At 66.0% G+C, this 18,055-nt stretch carries 14 protein-coding genes; 1 reads left to right on the top strand and 13 read right to left on the bottom strand.

The window, feature by feature from the left end; all coding sequences use genetic code 11:
- Window positions 1-28: 28 nt before the first annotated feature.
- From AC19YX_RS21630 to lexA, 8 genes are all read right to left on the bottom strand, one after another.
- Entirely contained in the window at window positions 29-262 is a 234-nt protein-coding gene (locus tag AC19YX_RS21630; protein WP_078468732.1) for a DUF465 domain-containing protein, read from the bottom strand.
- Window positions 263-397: 135 nt separating this feature from the next.
- Entirely contained in the window at window positions 398-3,064 is a 2,667-nt protein-coding gene (uvrA, locus tag AC19YX_RS21625; protein ID WP_500606970.1) for an excinuclease ABC subunit UvrA, read from the bottom strand.
- A 193-nt stretch (window positions 3,065-3,257) separates the two neighbouring features.
- Window positions 3,258-3,521 (bottom strand): DUF1652 domain-containing protein, encoded by a 264-nt coding sequence (locus AC19YX_RS21620; RefSeq protein ID WP_020296920.1) that lies wholly within the window; start codon window positions 3,519-3,521, stop codon window positions 3,258-3,260.
- Window positions 3,522-3,713: 192 nt separating this feature from the next.
- Window positions 3,714-5,825, bottom strand: coding sequence for a hybrid sensor histidine kinase/response regulator (locus AC19YX_RS21615; RefSeq protein WP_500606969.1), 2,112 nt, complete (start codon window positions 5,823-5,825; stop codon window positions 3,714-3,716).
- Between the two features lie 218 nt (window positions 5,826-6,043).
- Window positions 6,044-9,118, bottom strand: coding sequence for an error-prone DNA polymerase (locus AC19YX_RS21610; RefSeq protein ID WP_500606968.1), 3,075 nt, complete (start codon window positions 9,116-9,118; stop codon window positions 6,044-6,046).
- Window positions 9,115-10,530, bottom strand: a complete 1,416-nt coding sequence (locus AC19YX_RS21605) for a Y-family DNA polymerase (RefSeq protein WP_500603557.1) — start codon at window positions 10,528-10,530, stop codon at window positions 9,115-9,117. Before AC19YX_RS21605 ends, AC19YX_RS21610 begins: the two co-directional genes overlap by 4 nt.
- A 7-nt stretch (window positions 10,531-10,537) precedes the next feature.
- Window positions 10,538-11,155 carry a translesion DNA synthesis-associated protein ImuA gene (gene imuA, locus AC19YX_RS21600; RefSeq protein WP_421549077.1) on the bottom strand — a complete coding sequence of 206 codons (618 nt, stop codon included), beginning with the start codon at window positions 11,153-11,155 and terminating at the stop codon, window positions 10,538-10,540.
- Window positions 11,155-11,772, bottom strand: a complete 618-nt coding sequence (lexA, locus tag AC19YX_RS21595; RefSeq protein ID WP_421549078.1) for a transcriptional repressor LexA — start codon at window positions 11,770-11,772, stop codon at window positions 11,155-11,157. Before lexA ends, imuA begins: the two co-directional genes overlap by 1 nt.
- A gap of 151 nt (window positions 11,773-11,923) precedes the next feature.
- Between lexA and AC19YX_RS21590 the strand changes: the two genes are divergently transcribed.
- Window positions 11,924-12,832: a hypothetical protein gene (locus AC19YX_RS21590; protein ID WP_500606967.1), complete on the top strand. Its 909-nt coding sequence runs from the start codon at window positions 11,924-11,926 to the stop codon at window positions 12,830-12,832.
- Window positions 12,833-13,022: 190 nt separating this feature from the next.
- Here the strand turns inward: AC19YX_RS21590 and AC19YX_RS21585 are convergent, their stop codons facing one another.
- The 5 genes from AC19YX_RS21585 to AC19YX_RS21565 all read right to left on the bottom strand — a co-directional run bounded on the left by AC19YX_RS21585 (window position 13,023) and on the right by AC19YX_RS21565 (window position 18,030).
- Window positions 13,023-13,910, bottom strand: a complete 888-nt coding sequence (locus AC19YX_RS21585; protein ID WP_500606966.1) for a Dyp-type peroxidase — start codon at window positions 13,908-13,910, stop codon at window positions 13,023-13,025.
- Window positions 13,911-14,025: 115 nt separating this feature from the next.
- Complete coding sequence (locus AC19YX_RS21580) at window positions 14,026-14,841, bottom strand: energy transducer TonB (RefSeq protein WP_201131521.1); 816 nt, start codon at window positions 14,839-14,841, stop codon at window positions 14,026-14,028.
- Window positions 14,838-15,284: a protein TolR gene (gene tolR / locus AC19YX_RS21575; protein ID WP_078468722.1), complete on the bottom strand. Its 447-nt coding sequence runs from the start codon at window positions 15,282-15,284 to the stop codon at window positions 14,838-14,840. Before tolR ends, AC19YX_RS21580 begins: the two co-directional genes overlap by 4 nt.
- Window positions 15,285-15,297: 13 nt before the next feature.
- Complete coding sequence (gene tolQ / locus AC19YX_RS21570; protein WP_500606965.1) at window positions 15,298-16,008, bottom strand: protein TolQ; 711 nt, start codon at window positions 16,006-16,008, stop codon at window positions 15,298-15,300.
- Window positions 16,009-16,104: 96 nt separating this feature from the next.
- Window positions 16,105-18,030 (bottom strand): phytase, encoded by a 1,926-nt coding sequence (locus AC19YX_RS21565; RefSeq protein ID WP_500606964.1) that lies wholly within the window; start codon window positions 18,028-18,030, stop codon window positions 16,105-16,107.
- Window positions 18,031-18,055 lie beyond the last annotated feature (25 nt).

Below are 18,055 nucleotides of genomic sequence, written 5' to 3'. Positions count from 1 at the left end.
TAGCCGCGGGTTGAGGGTGGGGATGGTGTCAGGAGCGGGCGGTGAGTTTCTGGGAGATTTCGTCCTTGATCAGCAGGCGTTTTTCCTTGAGTTTCCTCACTTCATCATCGGCGGCGGCAGCGGCCTCCGCTTGAACGACCTGAGCATCGATCGTGGAGTATTTGTCGAACAGCGCATTCAAGTGGGGGTCGTTGGCCCGGCACTGTTGAATGTCTTCTTTGCTGCGGCTCAGGTCTTGATAAATGTCGTGAATCACCGGCATGGAACACCTCCGTTTATTGATCGGAAACAAGCACGTTACCGCGCGTGTCGCCTACCAGAATGGCCTCGCCCCCCGGGGTCTGTCGACCGCCAATCGGACCAGCGGTAACCGTTCGTCGTCCATCCTTGCGCCAGATCATGCCTGCCCCAGGGCCTGGGCCAGAAATGGCGCGGTGCGGCTCTTGCGGTTTTTCGCCACCTGCTGCGGCGTGCCGCTGACCACCACCCGGCCACCCTGGTCGCCCGCTCCCGGGCCCATGTCGATCACCCAGTCGGCCTGGGCCACCACGCGCATTTCGTGCTCGACCACCACCACGCTGTGGCCGGTCTGCACCAGGTTGTCCAACTGCTCCAGCAGCCGGTCGACGTCCCGCGGGTGCAGGCCGGTGGTGGGCTCATCGAGTACGTAGAGGGTGGCGCCGCGCGGGTTGCGTTGCAGCTCGGTGGCCAGCTTGATGCGCTGCGCCTCGCCCCCCGACAGCTCGGTGGCCGGCTGCCCCAGTCGCAAGTAGCCCAGGCCGATATCGTGCAGCACCTGCAACGCGCGGCGAATGCCCGGCTGCTCGGCGAACACTGCCAGCGCTTCGAGCACCGTCAGTTGCAGCACCTGGGCGATGTTCAAGCCCTGCCACTCGATGGCCAGGGTCTGCGGGTGATAGCGGGCCCCGTGACAGGTCGGGCACGGCGCATAGACGCTGGGCATAAACAGCAGTTCGACGCTGACAAAACCCTCGCCCTCGCACGCCGGGCAGCGGCCCTTGGCGACGTTGAAGGAAAACTGCCCGGCGTCGTAGCCCTGCTCTCGGGCCTCGGGGGTGGCGGCAAACAGTTTGCGCACCTGGTCGAAGAGCCCGGTGTAGGTCGCCAGGTTCGAGCGCGGGGTGCGGCCGATGGGTTTCTGGTCGACCTGCACCAGGCGCTTGATCTGCTCCAGCCCGGCGCTGACCTGGCCGCCGCTGGTTTGCGGCGCATCGTCCTCGAGGTTGAGTTCTTCCGGCTCCTCGTTACTCGACGCCTTGCCCAGGTGCGCGCCCACCAGTTCCAGCAAGGCATGGCTGACCAGGCTCGACTTGCCCGAACCCGACACCCCGGTCACCGCGGTAAAGCAGCCCAGGGGGAATTCGACGCTGAGGTCGCGCAGGTTATTGCGGGTGATGCCCTCCAGGCGCAGCCAGCCCTCGGCCTTGCGCAGCGTGCGCGGCACCGGGGCCTGTTCGCCGAACAGATAGGCCCGGGTCTGGGACGCGGCGACCTCGGCCAGGCCGGCCGGCGGACCGCTGTACAGCACCTGCCCGCCCTGCTCGCCGGCTGCCGGGCCGACATCGATCAACCAGTCGGCGCGGCGCATGGTCTGCAGGTCATGTTCCACCACAAACAGCGAATTGCCCGAGGCCTTGAGCCGTTGCAGCGCCTCGAACAAGGCTTCGGCATCCGCCGGGTGCAGGCCGGCAGAAGGCTCGTCGAGCACGTAGATTACGCCGAACAGTTGCGAGCCCAATTGCGTCGCCAGGCGCAGGCGTTGCAGCTCGCCGGAGGACAGGGTCGGCGTGCTGCGCTCCAGGGCCAGGTAGCCCAGGCCCAGGTCGGTCAAAGTGCTGACCCGCTCCAGCAAGTCCTGGGCGATGCGCTGGGCGGCCAGGCGTTTTTCCAGGGACAGGTTCGGCGTATGCCGCACATCCGGCGCCCCGGCATGCCCCGGCGCACCCTGGGCGACCCGCTGCTGGCGCGCCGCCGCTGTCTGCTGGTGGCTGAGCACCGCGCCGCCCTCCTCGACCTCGGCCAGGTAGCCTTGCGTTGCCACCGGGCGCAGCACCTCGGCCAGTTGCAGCAGGGGCATCTGCGACAACTCGCCGATATCCAGCCCGGCAAAGGTCACCGACAGCGCCTCGCGCTTGAGGCGCTTGCCGTCGCACAGCGGGCACGGGCTGCCGAGCATGAACTGCGACACGCGCTTTTTCATCAGCGCGCTCTGGCTATGGCTGAAGGTGTGCAGCACGTAGCGCCGGGCGCCGCTGAAGGTGCCCATGTAACTGGGCTCCTGCTTGCGCTTGAGGGCTTCGCGGGTCTGGGCCGGGGTCAGCCCGGCGTAGACCGGCACCGTGGGGGTTTCTTCGGTGAAGAGAATCCAGTCGCGCTGTTTTTTCGGCAGCTGGCTCCAGGGAATGTCCACGTCATAGCCCAGGGTCACCAGAATGTCCCGCTGGTTCTGCCCCTGCCACGCCAGGGGCCAGGAAGCCACGGCCCGCTGGCGGATGCTCAGCGAAGGGTCGGGCACCATCGACGCCTCGGTCACCTCATACACCCGGCCCAGGCCATGGCATTGGCTGCAGGCGCCTTGGGGGGTATTGGGCGAGAAGTCTTCGGCATACAGCATCGGCTGCCCCGGCGGGTAGCTGCCGGCGCGGGAATACAGCATGCGGATCAAACTGGACAAGGTGGTCACGCTGCCCACCGAAGAGCGGGTGCTGGGTGTGCCGCGCTGCTGTTGCAGGGCCACGGCCGGCGGCAGGCCTTCGATGGAGTCGACATCCGGCACCCCGACCTGATCGATCAGGCGCCGGGCATAGGGCGCCACCGATTCGAAATAGCGACGCTGGGCTTCGGCGTACAGGGTGGAAAACGCCAGGGACGACTTGCCCGAGCCCGAGACGCCGGTGAACACCACCAGGGCATCGCGGGGGATATCGACGTCGACGTTCTGCAGGTTGTGTTCGCGGGCGCCACGCACCCGGACGAAACCCGAGCTGTTCAAAGGCAGGGAGGACGCTGTGGAATCAGGGGACGGTGTGCGCTGCGAAGTCATGAGCCAGCCTTGTGTCGGGTGCCAGGAAGTGAAGAGCGACCAGACCGCGGATCATCACACAGTTGCCCGGCGCGATGCATCGCCGACGCAGGCAGGCCGCCCAGCTATTGGGGCAACGACAGGCGCTGAATGTTCAATGCCAGTGCTCGCCCGGCTCTCTTGCGGTGGCCCGGCGGTGGCAGCGCCGCGGGGCTCAGGCGCGAAACTGGCGGCCCCCCAGGTTATCGCTCAGGCCGGTGTGATTGAGGTCGTAGCGCAGCTCGGCAATCAGTTCGGCAATTGCCCGGGAGCTGGTCAAGGCCGCGGTGGCGATGCCGGTCACCAGCAGGTCGACCCGGCCACTGTCAGGGTCGCTGATGCGCACGGTCATCACCCCGTCGTGACCGATGGTGCATTGGCAGTACAGGGGCAGAAAACTTGATTCGACGATTTTGCGCAGTTCAAGGTTGGAGATCACAGTGGTACGTCCCAATCAATTGTCTAGTTCAACCCGCGCAAGACGAAGTCTGTTGTCATGAGGCCCTGTCGACACTTTTTTCGGTGTCGTTTCAGTTCAAGTTAGTACAACTTTGCAGCCTATAGCCTGCCCCAGGGCTTGTCGCCGATGTTTGTCGGTTTTATGCACTGCTTCACAGTTAGGCCGCGGGGTTCAGCTACCCAGCACCGACCTGACCATGCTCGTCAGTGCCTGGGGTCCGTAGGGTTTGCTCAGCAGGTGGGTGTCGGGGCTGAGCTGGTGATTGCGCGAGATGATGTCGCGGGTATGTCCGGAGGTGAACAGCACCGCGACCGGCGGGGTGCGGGACTTGGCCCACAACGCCAGGTCGGAGCTTTTGATCAGGCCCGGCATCACCACATCGGTGAAGATCAGGTCCACTTCCAGCCCGTCCATCAGGCACTGCATCGCGGCATCGCCGTTGATCGCGGTCAGCACCTGGTAACCCGCGCTTTCCAGCAGCTCGACCGCGGCGTTGCGCACATCCTCGTTGTCTTCCACCACCAGGATCCGCTCCTGGCCACCGCCGCTGCGGGGCACGGGAAGTACCGGATCACTCGCCTCCGGCTCCAGGCTGCGGGCGAAGTACAGCTGCACCTGGGTGCCCTCCCCCGGAACGCTGAGCATGTCGATATGGCCACCGCTCTGCTTGACGAAACCGAACACCATGCTCAACCCCAGCCCGGTGCCCTGGCCCTCGGTCTTGGTGGTGAAAAACGGCTCGAACGCCTGCTTTAGCACCTCTGGCGCCATGCCGCCGCCGGTGTCGGCCACCGACAGGCGCACGTAGTCACCGGCGGCGATGCCCCTGTCGGCGCAGAACTCACGATCCAGGCTGATGTTTTCACCACGGATCAGGATAGTGCCCTCACCGCGCATGGCGTCGCGGGCGTTGATCGCCAGGTTGAGCACGGCGTTTTCCAGCTGGTTGCGGTCCACCCGGATGCACCACGGCGCTTCGGGCAATTGCACCTGGATGCGGATGGTTTCGCCCAGGGCCCGTTGCAGCAACTCTTCCATCCCCTCGTACAGGCTGTCCAGGCTGTACACCGCCGGCGACAAGGGCTGGCGCCGGGCAAAGGCCAGCAGTTGGGTCGACAGTTTGGCCCCACGCTCTACCGCGGCAATCGCGGTGCGCACCCGCCGCTGCACATTGGCGTTGTCCGGCTCGTGCCGGGCCAGCAAGTGCAGGTTGCCGGAGATGACTTGCAGCAGATTGTTGAAGTCGTGGGCCACGCCGCCGGTGAGGCCGCCGATGGCTTCCAGTTTCTGCGCCTGGCGCAGTTGTTCTTCGGCCGCCAGGCGCGCCTGGACTTCGTCGGCCACCCGCTGTTCGAGGTTGCGGCTGAGCTGGCGCAAGGCTTCTTCGGCGATCTTGCGCTCGTGGATATCGATCAGCACCCCGGGAAACCGCAAGGGCTCGCCCGCGCTGTCGAACTCGCAACGGCCGCACGCCAGCAGCCAGCGGTAGCTGCCATCGGCGCAACGCACACGGTACTCGGCGTTGTAGGGACCACCCTTGGCCACGCTGTAATCGACCAGTTCGCGGACCCGTGGCAGATCATCGGGGTGCATCTGGCGTTCGGCGATTTCGCTGGGCAGATTGTCCAGGGGCTGATGCAGCGGATAACAGAAGGTCCGGGCAAAACGCTCATCGCCCGACAGCCGATCGGCCTTGATGTCCCACACAAACGAACCCAGCAACGCCCCGGCGTTCAAGGCCAGTTGCACCCGCTCGTTCTCGGCCCGATACGCCTGCTCGGCGTCCTGCCGGCGCTGCTCGGAAATAACGTGGGCGGTGGTCTCCACCACGATCGCCATGACCCCGGCCGGGGCCTGATTATCCCACGCCACCGGGCTGTAATAGAGGTCGAGCCAGACCGGTTCCGGCACGCCGTTGCGCAGCAATTCAAGTTCTTTGTTGCGAAACGACAGGGTTCCGCCGCCGAGGCAGGTGCGCATGATTTCACGGTTGAAATCGGCGACTTCCGGCCAACCCAGCTCCACCGGGCAGCCCAGCAGGTACGGGTGGCGCCCGCCTGCGAATTGGGCATAGGCGTCGTTGTAGATCATGTAGCCCACCGGCCCCCAGAGCATCACCAGCGGCACCGGCGAGGCGAGCATGAACTGCACCGTACTGCGCAGGCTGGGCGTCCAATGCTCGAGCGCGCCCAGGTCGGTGACGGCCCAGTCAAAGGCGCGAATGCGGCCTGCCATCTCGCCTTGCCAGCCTTGGCACCCATGGTGATCAGATAAGAACGGCATCGACGAACCCGGTTAGATCGTGGTCAGAAAAAGAAGCGCGGGCATGGCGCCCGGCGGGGCACAAGATAACCCAACCCACAGGCTTTGAGCATAGGCGCTGCAGATGGTTTCAAGGCGCGCTCACAGAAGCTCGAATTACCCAAAAAACCGGCCCTGCTTCACCCTTCGCCATGGGTTTTACCAGGTACAACCGGCCGCCTGTCGGGCCTGGGGCGGCTTCAGCGAAAATCGCGACTGTGCACGCTGATGCCATCGAGCAGCGGGCTAAGGTCAGTCAGGCGCCCGGCGATCAGGTGCCGGACCTCGCCTTCGGTTTCCAGGGTGCCGTCGACCTTGAGCAGTTGCGCCCCCACCAGCACCCGGCGCTGACGCTCGGCCAGGTCACGCCAGACCACCACATTGACGTTGCCGAACTCGTCTTCCAGGGTGACGAAGGTCACGCCACTGGCCGTGCCCGGACGCTGGCGCCCGGTGACCAGCCCGGCCACGCTGACCGGCCGCCCGTGTTCCAGCGCCAGCAGTTCCCGCGAGCTGCGGCAACGCCGGGCCTTGAGTTCGTCGCGCAGCAAGGCCAGGGGGTGCGGGCCAAGGGTGGTGCCCAGGCTCAGGTAGTCGGCTTGCAGGTCTTGCGCCACGCTGGGGGCCGGCAAGGCCACCGGCGCTTCCTCCTGGCTCGGCAGGCCGGCGAACAGGCCCAGTTGCTGTTGCACCCCCGCCACCTCCCAGCGCGCCCGATGGCGGTTGCCGGCCAGGCCGCGCAGGGCCCCGGCATCGGCCAGCAGTTCCTGGGCGCGCGTGTCGAGCTCGGCCCGCAGGCCCAGGTCGGCGATATCGACAAACCCTCGCTGCTGGCGCGCCGCCTCGATGCGTCGCCCATCCTCCTCGCGAAAGCCCTTGATCATGCGCAACCCCATGCGCAGTGCCGGCTGCGCACCGGGCAGCGGTTCCAGGCTGCAATCCCAGGCGCTGGCGCATACGTCCACCGGACGAATCTGCAATTGATGGCGACGGGCATCCTGGAGGATCTGGTCCGGGCTGTAGAAACCCATGGGCCAGCTGTTGATCAGGGCACAGGCAAAGGCCGCCGGCTCATGGCACTTGAGCCAGCAACTGGCGTAGGTCAGCAAGGCAAAACTGGCGGCGTGGGATTCGGGGAAGCCGTAATTGCCGAAGCCCTTGATCTGCTCGAAGATCTGCGCGGCAAATGCTTCGCTGTAGCCTCGGTCGACCATGCGCCCGCGCAGGCGCTCGCGGTGCGGCTCCAGGCCACCGTGGCGTTTCCAGGCGGCCATGGAGCGGCGCAACTGGTCGGCCTCGCCGGGGGTGTATTGGGCGGCGACCATGGCGATCTGCATCACCTGCTCCTGAAACAGCGGCACCCCCAGGGTGCGCTTGAGCACGGCCTCAAGCTCGGCTGACGGGTAGGTTTCCGCTTCCTGTTTATTGCGCCGCCGCAGATAAGAGTGAACCATGCCGCCCTGGATCGGCCCCGGGCGCACGATGGCCACCTCGATCACCAGGTCGTAATAGGTCTTGGGCTTGAGCCGGGGCAGCATCGACATCTGCGCCCGGGACTCGATCTGGAACACGCCGATGGTGTCGGCGCGGCTGATCATCTCGTAGGTCGCCGCGTCCTCGGCGGGGATCGACGCCAGGCTCCAGCGCTGGCCGCGATAGGCGTGGATCAGGTCGAAGCAGCGGCGGATCGCGCTGAGCATGCCCAGGGCCAGGATATCCACCTTGAGCAGGCCGACCATGTCCAGGTCGTCCTTGTCCCACTGGATGATGGTGCGCTCGGCCATGGCGGCGTTTTCCACCGGCACCAGGGTGTCCAGGGGCTGCTCGGAAATCACGAAGCCCCCCGGGTGCTGGGACAGGTGCCGGGGAAAACCGATCAACTGCCCGGTCAGGCTCAGCACCCGGCGCAAGACCTGGCTGTCGGGGTCGAAGCCGGCTTCCTGCAGGCGCTCAGTGCTGGGCGGGGTGTCGCTCCAGTGGCCGCAGCAGTCGGCCAGGGCATTGACCTGGTCCGGCGGCAGGCCCAGGGCCTTGGCCACATCGCGCACCGCGCCGGCGCCGTGGTAGGTGCTGACCACCGCGGTCAGCGCCGCGCGATGGCGACCATAACGGCGGAACACGTACTGCAGCACTTCTTCGCGGCGCTCGTGTTCAAAGTCGACGTCGATGTCGGGCGGCTCGTTGCGCTCGCGGGATAAAAAGCGCTCGAACAACATGGTCGAGCGATCGGGATCGATCTCGGTGATGCCCAGGGCGAAACACACCACCGAGTTGGCCGCCGAGCCACGGCCCTGACACAGGATGTGCTGCTTGCGGGCGAAGGTGACGATGTCGTGCACCGTGAGGAAATAGCTCTCGTACCTGAGCTCGATGATCAGCTCCAGCTCGTTCTCGATCTGTGCCAGCACCTCGGGCCGTGCACCGCGTGGCCAGCGCCAGGCGCAGCCCTGGGTGGTCAGCTGCCGCAACCAACTGGCCGAGGTATGCCCCTGGGGCACCAGCTCCCGGGGGTATTGGTACTGCAATTGGCCCAGGTCGAACGTGCAACGCCGGGCGATGTGCAGCGACTCCTCGAGCAGCGCCGCCGGGTACAGGCTGCGCAAGGCTTCGAGGCTGCGCAGATGGCGCTCGCCATTGGGGTGCAGGCGCTGCCCGGCTTCGGCCACCGGCAGGTGATGACGGATCGCGGTCATGGTGTCTTGCAGCGCCCGGCGTCCGCGCACATGCATGTGCACGTCGCCCGTGGCCAGGGGCCTGATCTGCAACTGCGCCGCCAGCGCCAGCAACCCGGCCAGACGCCGGGCATCGTCCTGGCCGCAGTGCAACTCCACCGCCAGCCACAACCGCTCGCCAAACAGCCCCTTGAGCCAATGGCCGTCGGCCGGTGCATCGAGCGCATCCGGCAGCCACAGCGCCAACAGGCCAGGCAAAGGTTCGCTGAAATCCTCACGCAGCACCCGGTATTGACCCTTTTCCGCCCGGCGCCGGGCACGGGTGATCAGCCGGCTCAGGCTCTGGTAACCCTCCAGGTTCTCCACCAACAGCAGCAGTTTCGGGCCGTTCTCGATGCGCAGTTCGCTGCCGACAATCAGCGCCACTCCGCTGTCCCGGGAGGCTTGCCAGGCGCGCACGATCCCGGACAGGGTGCACTCATCGGTGATCGCCAGGGCCTGATAACCCTGGTCCCGGGCCCGTTCGAACAGCTCGCGGGCGCTGGAGGCACCACGCTGGAAACTGAAGTTCGACAGGCAGTGCAGCTCGGCATACCCCCTCATGCGAACCAGCCTTGCAACAGCAACGGCCCGCCCGCGCCGACCGCTCGATAAGCCCAGCCCTGCTGGCCGCTGCGGGTTTCGATCAGGTAGTAATCGCGGCGCACATCGGCGCCGTCCCACCAGCCGGATTCGATGCGTTCAGGGCCCATGAGGATCCGCGCCGAACCTTCCGCCACCGGCAGCGCCTCCTGCAACAACCAACCCGGGCGCAACAGGCCGGGGATGGCCACGCAGGGCTGATGCGCGGCGCCCAGTTGCCAGCTGCATTCGGGGCGGTGGTCGGCCTGAAACCCCAGGCTGACCACCGCCTCATCCCCCAGGCGCGCGCGCAGGCGTTCACGCAGTTGTTCCCAGGGCAGGGACTGCTGGGGGCGTTCATCGAACAGTTCGCGGCGCTCGGGCACAAAGCTCGGCAGGTCTTCGGCCACCAGGCGCAGGCTGCGCACCGGCGCGGGCACCTGGATCTGTTCCAGGCGCCCGCGAGCCAGTTCGAACAGCATCGCCGGGTCGCGCTCGGCGCTGAGCAGCCCGACCTTGACCAGGGTGTCGGCCAGCTCCCCGTGCTCCAGGTGCAGGTCGAAGCGCTGCACCCCGCTGTCGCGGCCACAGAGAAACGCCGCCAGGTCGCCGGTCAGCCGGCGCAGGGGAAACAGCAGCGCCTGGTGCGATTGCACATCGAAATTAAGCTCGATGCGCAGGTCGAAGCGGTCGGGCGGCTGATAGAACGCCAGGGCCAGGGGCCGCTCACCGAGCAGGGCATCGAGCTGCTTGAGCAGGCCGGCCTCGAAGCGTCGGGCCAGGGTTGCCCGGGGCAGCGCCCGCACTTGCTCGAAACTGCGCAGGCCCATGCGCGACAACGCTGTGGCGGCCTGGGGTTCCAGGCCCAGGCGGTCCAGGGGCATCGGGCCCAGGGCCTGACGCAAGGCCCCGTCATCGGCCACCGCCAGGCCATCGTAGGCATTGGCCAAGACCCGGGCCGCCGCCGGGTTGGGCGCGGCGACAATCCGGTGGCGAAAGCCCAGGGCCGCCAATTCCGCACGCAGCCGCGCCTCGAACGCCGGCCAGGGCCCGAACAGACCCAGGCTCGATTCAATCTCGAACAGCAGCGTGCGTGGATAACGCACGCTGACCTGGGAACTGAAACGGTAGGCCCAGGCCGCCAGGAACTGTTGCCAATGCTCGATCTCATCGACGTCGTATTCGGCACTGGCAAAGGCTTTGGTCATGGCGTGGGCAGCGGTCAGCGATTGCCCCGGGTACAGGCCCAGTTCGCGGGCCGCGCCATTCACCGCCTGGATCACCCGGCGCTGCGCGGTGCCGCTCAGCAGCGCCAGCGGCTCCTGGGGTTCGGGGCGCTGGCGCAGCGCGGCATCCAACGCCAATTGCGGGAACACAATGCACACCCAGCGCATGCCAACCTCAGTGCCCGGCCGTAAAGGCGATGGGCGCGGCCTGGGCCAGTCCGCCCCGGCACTTGAGCACCCGCAGCTGTGCCGGCCGTGCATCCACGGCGATGCGCAGGGAGGCCGGCGACGGGTTGACCGCCTCCTGCAACGAGCGATAGGCAAAGGCCAGGGTCTGCCCGGTTTCGGCCGCCACCTGCAACCGACGCAAGGCCCGGTCATCGGCCTGCTGCGGCCAGCACAACACCGCGCCGCAACTGCCGGAACGCAGGCACTGCTCGGCCGCCCACAAGGCATCGCGCTCGCCGGCCTGGATCACCGACAGCTGGCGCACATCGACACCGGCGTTCTGCCAGGCCTGGGGGTAAGGCACATAAGGCGGCGCCACCAGCACGATGCGCTCCCCCGCCGCACTCAGGCGCGCCAGGGTCGGCCACACCAGCTGCAACTCGCCCACGCCCTGGGCCGCAACCAGGATTTCCGTCAGCGCCGCTTCCGGCCAGCCACCACTGGGCAAGGCCGCATCCAGCGCCGCGTGCCCGGTGGGCTGGGGGCTGATGGCAGGCGCACTGGGCCGGCCCTTCCACACCCGGCCGGCATTGAACAGGGTGTCGAGTGCAACCACGGCGCCCATCAGCCTTGCCTCACCAGGCCACAGAACACGCCTTCGATGGCCAGGTCCTGATCGTCGCGCACCAGAATCGGCTCATAGGCCGGGTTGCGTGGCAGCAGGCGCACGCCCTCGGCCGTGCGCTGGAAACGCTTGATGGTGACTTCGCCGTCCAGCCGCGCGACCACGATCTGCCCGTTACGCGCCTCGGCCTCGCGGTGCACGGCCACCAGGTCGCCGTCGAGAATGCCGTCCTCGATCATCGAATCGCCCTGCACCCGCAACAGGTAATCCGGAGTGCGGGAGAACATCCCGGGGTCGAGCAACAGGCGACTGTGGACCTCGGCATCAGCACCCATCGGCCGCCCGGCGGCGACCCGGCCCAGGACCGGGATGTCCAGCAACTCGGCGCGGGCGGGCTGATCGAGCAGGCGGATGCCCCGCGCCTGATGGGGGTTGACCTCGATAAACCCGGCCTCGGTCAACGCCAGCACATGCTTGCGCGCCACGCTGCGCGAGGCAAAACCAAAGGCCTCGGCGATTTCGGCAAGGCTGGGGGGCTGGCCCTGACCGGCGATTCGCTCGCGGATAAAAGTCAGGATGGCACTGCGGCGGGGGCTGAGAGTCGTCATGGAGTACATTTGTACTCCTCTCGGATTTTTCTGACAAGAGCCGGTGATCGGTCTGAGAAAGGCGAGTCCCCTGGCATACTAGGCCCGCCCTCGGCACCGGCTGCGCCAAGGCTCACGAGAGCCTGCGCCTTCATGGATGAACAATGAAAAGAGACCTCGCATGACCGCCCCCTCCACGCCTGCGCTGTATCAAATCCTGGACCCCGACCTGCTTGAACTGCTGACATGGGACAAGGGCAAAAATCGCGATTTTAGTCCCTGGCCTTCCGGCGGTCTTAACCATCTGACCTATGGACTGATGACCTGGCTGGTGATGCGGGCCTTGAAGGTCGAGCGCTTTCCGTGGCATCCGGATTCGCGCGCACGGGAGAAACCCAGCGACCCAGATGCCGACGTACTCAACAGTTTTTTGAAAGCATTAATGGCCGACCCAGCGAAATTGGACCGCATCTGCCAAGAGATCCTCGATATACAGGCATGTACGCGCAGCTACCTGAACCCGTCAGGAAAAACAATAAAACTCCGGCGCTCAGTAGAGGATCTGGAAAAAACTTCCGAAGGCTACGCAACCCGGCTGTACAACGCTCAGCAAGCGGCCATTCAAATGGATTTGAGTCATTTCTGGTTCCCGGTCGATGGGCTGACGTCATGGGGCACCGGGCCTTACACCAACAACGACGTGCTGATAGAGATGGACATCGATATAGACGATATCGTCTGGGTCGGAGAAATCTTCCACCACGGCCCTGGCTCAGGGACGACCGGTGAAAGCGGTGAATATGTGGTCGTTAACCGAGCCTGTGACGGACGCATGAAAATCCCCACCGGCGCAGTCTCTCCAATCGGCGACCCGCCAGTAATCACGCAGAAACGTTTTGCAGATAGGGAGTCCGCCAAAGCCTATTTGAAAAAAGCATCCCGGACACTGGGCGCGCCGGCTGCAACCTGGTGCCTGGAGCACAACGACGGTTCTAAACGCCATCCTCCACTCCCTCTCAAAGAACGCATTGCCAAGGCGTATCGAGTGCTCGTCACTGGGAACTGCTACCCCAATTCGAAAGACAGGTGATGCGGGTGGCGAGGAGCTGGATACCGCTGGTTGCGTAACGGTCCCGAAACGTGCGCCTGCGTTATTTTCGTCCCTCCCAGGCTCCAGACGTCCCTCCTGGCCGGCGCAGCCTTCGGCAGCGGCTACAGCTGTAGCCGCTAGCAGCGCGAGGCCGCGCTGGCCCTTGAGGGCGCCGTAGGGTATCAGGGCGTTAGGCTGTGGCAGCCAGGGCGCGCAGGTCGAGGCGGCCGTCGAGCAGTGGCGGACACCAGTAGTAACCGCCAGTGATCGGGCGGCTCATGCGGTACAGGCCGTCGGTGATGCCGTCTTCCAGGCCGCTCATGCGCCGTAGCTGGACTTCGAAAGCGTTCAGGGTGTGGCCGAAGGCGAGAAACATCAGGCCGGCGCGGTCACCTTCGATCCAGGGCATCGAGCGACGCACCATAAAGGCTTCCGGGGTGAAGCTTTCCTGGGCGGTGCGTTTGACATGGGCCGAGATCGGCGCGTCGTCCAGTTCTTCGTTGTCGCTCAGGCGGCGGCCCATGATGTTGTCGCGCTGTTCGCCGGTCATCGCGGCAAACCCGCTGAGGTCGTGCTGCCACTGCTGGATCGCGGCAAAACTGCCACCGCGCAAGCCATCGGCGCCAGGGGCCAGGGCGGCAGCGACGGCGGCCTCGTCGTGGGGGTTTTCGGTGCCGTCTTCATAACCGGTCAGGTCATGCCCGGTCTTGTGGCGGAAGGCTTCGTTCATCTGCACCAGGCGCAGGGCCGGGGCCAGGGCGGCCTCCAGGGCGCGGCTGCGGTGCAGCAGTTCGCCACGCTCATCGCCATGCAGCCAGACCCACAACGCGTGCTGTGTCGAAGGGTTATCCACGCCGACACCGCTCAGTGCCGGGAACGCCTTGAGCCCCTGTACACGCCCGCCCAGGGCCTTGACCAGCGAAGCACCAAAACCCACTACCGCCGTCTGCCCGTCGACCAATGTCAGCAACTGATCGAGGGCCGCCGGCAGCGCGTCGATGGCGTCGAGGGTGAAAAACAAATGACGCGCCTGGGACGGAACGGGGGCGGCAAGAATGCCCGGCTGGTAGTAACTCATAGCGACTCCTTGAAGAAAGCGCGGAGTTTACCCGCAGGCCCCGGGTTTGTGGGGACTGCGACCGGTAAAAACAGACTTTGCTCAAGCTTCGGCAGCCGCTCCCCGCCCTTCCCTGTCACTTGATTCGATAATGAAACGTATTACGCACCGCCGGCACGGCCACGGCCTGGCCATCGATGATTCGCGGCTGGTAGCGAAAGGTCTGCGCCGCCGCCAGTGAAGGTCGCATAAACAGCGGATGGCAGCCCTCCAGGACCTTGGGGTTATCGATCTTGCCCTGGGGGGTGACGGTGTACTCCACGGTGCAGTCGCCTTCGAGGTTTTTATCCAGGGCGCGCTGGGGGTAATCCGGAGCCTCCTTGCTCAGGGGTAGATATTGGCGACTGTCGGCAGCGGCCTGGGCGGCTTGCTGGCGGGCGCGCTCGGCGGCCTGGCGCGCCTGGGCCTCACGCTGCGCCTGGGCGACCTGTTGCTGCTGGGCTTCGCGCTGATGCTGCTGCTCGGCTTCCAGGCGTTCGCGCTGCTGGCGCTGTTGCTCGACCTGCTGTTCGCGTTTTTTATCCTCGACCCGCTTGCGGGCCAGGGCCGCCTGTTCCAGCTTTTGCGCCTGCACCTGCGGCTCGGGCACAACCTTGGGCGGCTCCGGCACCGGCTCGCGCAATGCGGCCGGCGGCGGGCTCGGTGCGACCTCGGCCGGCAGTGGCTCGGGAGCCTGGGGTACAGGGGCCGGCGGCAACATCACCAATTGAGTCTTGAGCACCCTGGGCGGCTCGACTGGCGGCTTGTCCACCGACCAGCCGGCCACCAGCAAGGCCAGGACCCCAGCGTGCAACGCCAGGGCCAAGGCCGCCGCCAGCACGTTGGGCAGGCGTTTGCCAGGGGCCAGCGGCGACAGGTGCAAAGTGGGGCCGGGCATGATCATCGCGTTCATTGCGGGGCCTCGGTCACCAGCCCGAGGTTGCTCACCCCACCCTGCTGCAGGGCGGCCATGGCCGCGACCACACTGCCGTAGCCAGCGTCCTTGTCAGCGCGGATATACACCTGAGTATCGCTACGCCGGGCCACGATCTGCGCCACCTTGGCGCGCATTTCATCCAGGTCCACGGCGCTGTCGGTCTGACTGCTGGTGTCCAGTTCGCCGCCCAGGTTCCAGTAGTAACCGCCCTCGGCCTTGACCGACAGCGTGAGGATCTGCTGCCGGGTATCGTTGGCCAGGGCCTCACTGGCGACCTTGGGCAGCTCGATCTTCACGCCCTGGGTCAGCATCGGCGCGGTGACCATAAAGATCACCAGTAGCACCAGCATCACGTCGATGTAAGGCACCACGTTCATCTCCGCCTTGGGCCCGTGCTTGCGTTGCGGCCTGACTAACATGTGCATTCTCCTTTCAGGCGGCCACGGCCAGGTTCAACGGGGCGCCATGCAGCTTGTGGTGCAGGCGCGCCTGAAGCTCGTTGCCGAAGGCGTAATAGCGGGTGAGCAAGGTCTGCCCCCGGGCCGAAAAACGGTTGTAGGCAATCACCGCCGGAATCGCCGCAAACAGGCCGATGGCCGTGGCGATCAAGGCTTCGGCGATCCCCGGCGCTACCGTCGACAAGGTCGCCTGCTGCACCTGGGACAGACCGAGGAAGGAATTCATGATCCCCCACACGGTGCCAAACAGGCCGATGTAGGGGCTGACCGAACCCACGGTGGCGAGAAACTGCAGGCCTTTTTCCAACTGCACTTCCTGTTCGCTGATGGCCACGGACAATGAGCGCTCGACCCCTTCGAGCACCACGTCGGCCGGGTTGCCGGGTTGCTGCCCAAGCTGGCTGTATGCCTGGAAGCCGGCCAGGAAGATCGGCTCCACCCCGCCCTCGCGATCACCGCTGTGCTGGCTCTCGCGGTACAGCGACGGCAGCTCCGGGGCGCTGCGAAAGCGCTGGATAAAGTCGTTCATCTGCCGCTCGCAACGGCTCAAGACCGCGCTGCGTTGAATGATCAGGTACCAACTGAGCAACGAGGCCAGCAGCAAGGTCAGCATCACTGCCTTGACCAACAGGCTGGCATCGCTGATCAGCCCCCAGATCGTCATGTGTTCCAGTGTCGCTTGCATGGTGTCGCTCCTGTGTGCCAGCCCGGGAACAGTCGATGCGCGACTGCCCGCGGGCTATTGGATGAAAGTGTGATGACCGATTGATGACAGCCCGCCTCAGGGCAGTTTCAGCGCCCGGGTGACCTCGGCCCAGGGCACGAACTTGAAGTTCTGGGTCTGCTCGGGCATGCGCTTGCGCCCGTCCTGCACCACCAGCATGCCCTGGCTCCAGGGCCCACCCAGGTTGACCGAGGTGACTTCGATGCCGTCGGTTTCCGAGGCACCGTCGATACCGGCGGCGGCGTTGATCCCGACCCGGAACGCACCGTGGGAAGCAAAGGGCGGCTCGGCGTCGAGCACCAGGTAGCTGTCGTTGCCCTGGCTGGAAATCACCAGGTAGTCCCGCGCATTGCTTTGGTACAGGGCCAGGCCCTCGACATCGGCATGCAGTTGCGGGCCGACCTTGATCACAGTGCTCAGGGTTGCCGGCTGCTCGGGACGGGCGTCCACCGCCCACACCCCAACATCCTCCTCGCCGATAAACAGCCGCTGGCGCTGGTCGTCGGCCACGCAGCCTTCAGGCTGGCTGGCGACCTTGAACTGGCGCACCAGCTCGCCCTGCACCACGCCGTTGGGCGCACTCAGGCGGTACTGGACAAAGGTCCCGTCCTTGCCGTTGGCGATGGCGTACAACTCGCCGCTGGCCGGCTGGAACAGGCACATGCCGTAGATTTCCTTAAGCGGCGTAGGGATCTCCCCCGCTTCACGCAACTCGCCGCTGCTGCGGTCGATGGCGAACAGGCTGAGGCTGTTGTGATCGCGATTGCTGGCCACCGCCAGGTCGACCTTGAGTTCGCCCAGCGCGAAGTTGGGCCGCACGTCGACGTTGTTCAGGCGCCCCACCGGCAGCTCTTGCAGCAGCTTGCCTTGCAGGTCATAGGCCAGCAGGCCCTGTTTTTTATTGGTGCCCAGGACCCGGCTCAAGGCCGCTTGCTGGGGGTGAATCCAGATCGCCGGATCGTCCGCCGCATCGCCCTGGCGCCCCACCGGGTCGCTCTGGCTGACCGCCGCCACGTTGGGCAGTGGCGGTGGCAGCGGCACCGGGCTCGCCTGCCAGTTCAACTGGCCCTGATAGAGGCGCCCGTCCTCGTCATCGCGCAGCAGCACTTGAACGCCTGTGGCGGTGGCTTGCAGGGCCAGGTTTTCCGGTTCCACCAGGCCCGGCAACGGCAGCGCGGCCACGGCTTGCCAAAGCTCGCCCTGCTGCTGGTAGAGGTGCAGTTGTGCAGCCTTGGGGTCGAGGCCGAGCACCCCGCCCGGCATGAGCGCCATGGCCCCGGCGGCTTTTTTGAGGTCACCGAAGGGTGCGCGCAAGGCCACCGGCAGGCGCTCGACATCGGCTTCCGGGTGCGCCGGATAGGCCCACCAGCCCACGTGTTGCTCATTGACCAGCAGTTGGTTGGCGCCATCGTCGACCTGGCAGAACTGCGCCGCCGGTGGCAGCGGCAAACCGCGCACGCGCTGGGGTTGGGGGTTCAGTTGCGCGCCATTACCCACCAGCCATTGTTCACCCTTGCCCTCCTCGCCCACCAGGAACAGGAACAGGTTGCTGGCCTCGTCGCGGTACAGGCACAGGCCGTTTACCGGGTAGTCGCGGGCCGGCAGATACACCGGCTGCCCCCAACTGCGGGTGCGTGGGTCGAGGCTCACCAGCAGCGCTTGCTGGCGCTGGTTGTCGAGGCTGGCCACCAGCACTTGCTGGCCGGCGGCGCGGCTGTCCAGGGCACTGAACGACCCCGGCAAACGCGCCAGCTCCGGGCCCTGGGCATCGAGCAACAGCAAGCCGTCGCGCTCGCTGGCAGCCAGGCGCTCAGGCCCCAGTTGCGCCGGCAGAAAGCTCAGGGCGTTCAGTTCAAGGTGCTGGGTCGCGGCCCAGGGTTGCAGTTGCAGCCTGGGCACCGCAGGCGCGGCCAAGACCGCGGTCGAGGCCAGGGCCAGCAGCGTGGCCAGCAAGGTTGGCTTGGAGAACGGCTGAATCTTCATCAACGGTAGAAATCCTTATGGTTCA

The sequence above is a fragment of the Pseudomonas sp. MF09150 genome, assembly GCF_059862355.1.
Note: the sequence above shows the minus strand (reverse complement) of the source record. Positions and strands in the feature narration are given on the sequence as shown.

Bases quoted from the DNA above. Each gene is read 5' to 3' on its own strand.
- AC19YX_RS21630 (WP_078468732.1), bottom strand. From the start codon at position 262: ATGCCGGTGATTCACGACATTTATCAAGACCTGAGCCGCAGCAAAGAA.
- uvrA (WP_500606970.1), bottom strand. From the start codon at position 3,064: ATGACTTCGCAGCGCACACCGTCCCCTGATTCCACAGCGTCCTCCCTG.
- AC19YX_RS21615 (WP_500606969.1), bottom strand. From the start codon at position 5,825: ATGCCGTTCTTATCTGATCACCATGGGTGCCAAGGCTGGCAAGGCGAG.
- AC19YX_RS21610 (WP_500606968.1), bottom strand. From the start codon at position 9,118: ATGAGGGGGTATGCCGAGCTGCACTGCCTGTCGAACTTCAGTTTCCAG.
- AC19YX_RS21605 (WP_500603557.1), bottom strand. From the start codon at position 10,530: ATGCGCTGGGTGTGCATTGTGTTCCCGCAATTGGCGTTGGATGCCGCG.
- imuA (WP_421549077.1), bottom strand. From the start codon at position 11,155: ATGGGCGCCGTGGTTGCACTCGACACCCTGTTCAATGCCGGCCGGGTG.
- lexA (WP_421549078.1), bottom strand. From the start codon at position 11,772: ATGTACTCCATGACGACTCTCAGCCCCCGCCGCAGTGCCATCCTGACT.
- AC19YX_RS21590 (WP_500606967.1), top strand. From the start codon at position 11,924: ATGACCGCCCCCTCCACGCCTGCGCTGTATCAAATCCTGGACCCCGAC.
- AC19YX_RS21585 (WP_500606966.1), bottom strand. From the start codon at position 13,910: ATGAGTTACTACCAGCCGGGCATTCTTGCCGCCCCCGTTCCGTCCCAG.
- AC19YX_RS21580 (WP_201131521.1), bottom strand. From the start codon at position 14,841: ATGAACGCGATGATCATGCCCGGCCCCACTTTGCACCTGTCGCCGCTG.
- tolR (WP_078468722.1), bottom strand. From the start codon at position 15,284: ATGTTAGTCAGGCCGCAACGCAAGCACGGGCCCAAGGCGGAGATGAAC.
- tolQ (WP_500606965.1), bottom strand. From the start codon at position 16,008: ATGCAAGCGACACTGGAACACATGACGATCTGGGGGCTGATCAGCGAT.
- AC19YX_RS21565 (WP_500606964.1), bottom strand. From the start codon at position 18,030: ATGAAGATTCAGCCGTTCTCCAAGCCAACCTTGCTGGCCACGCTGCTG.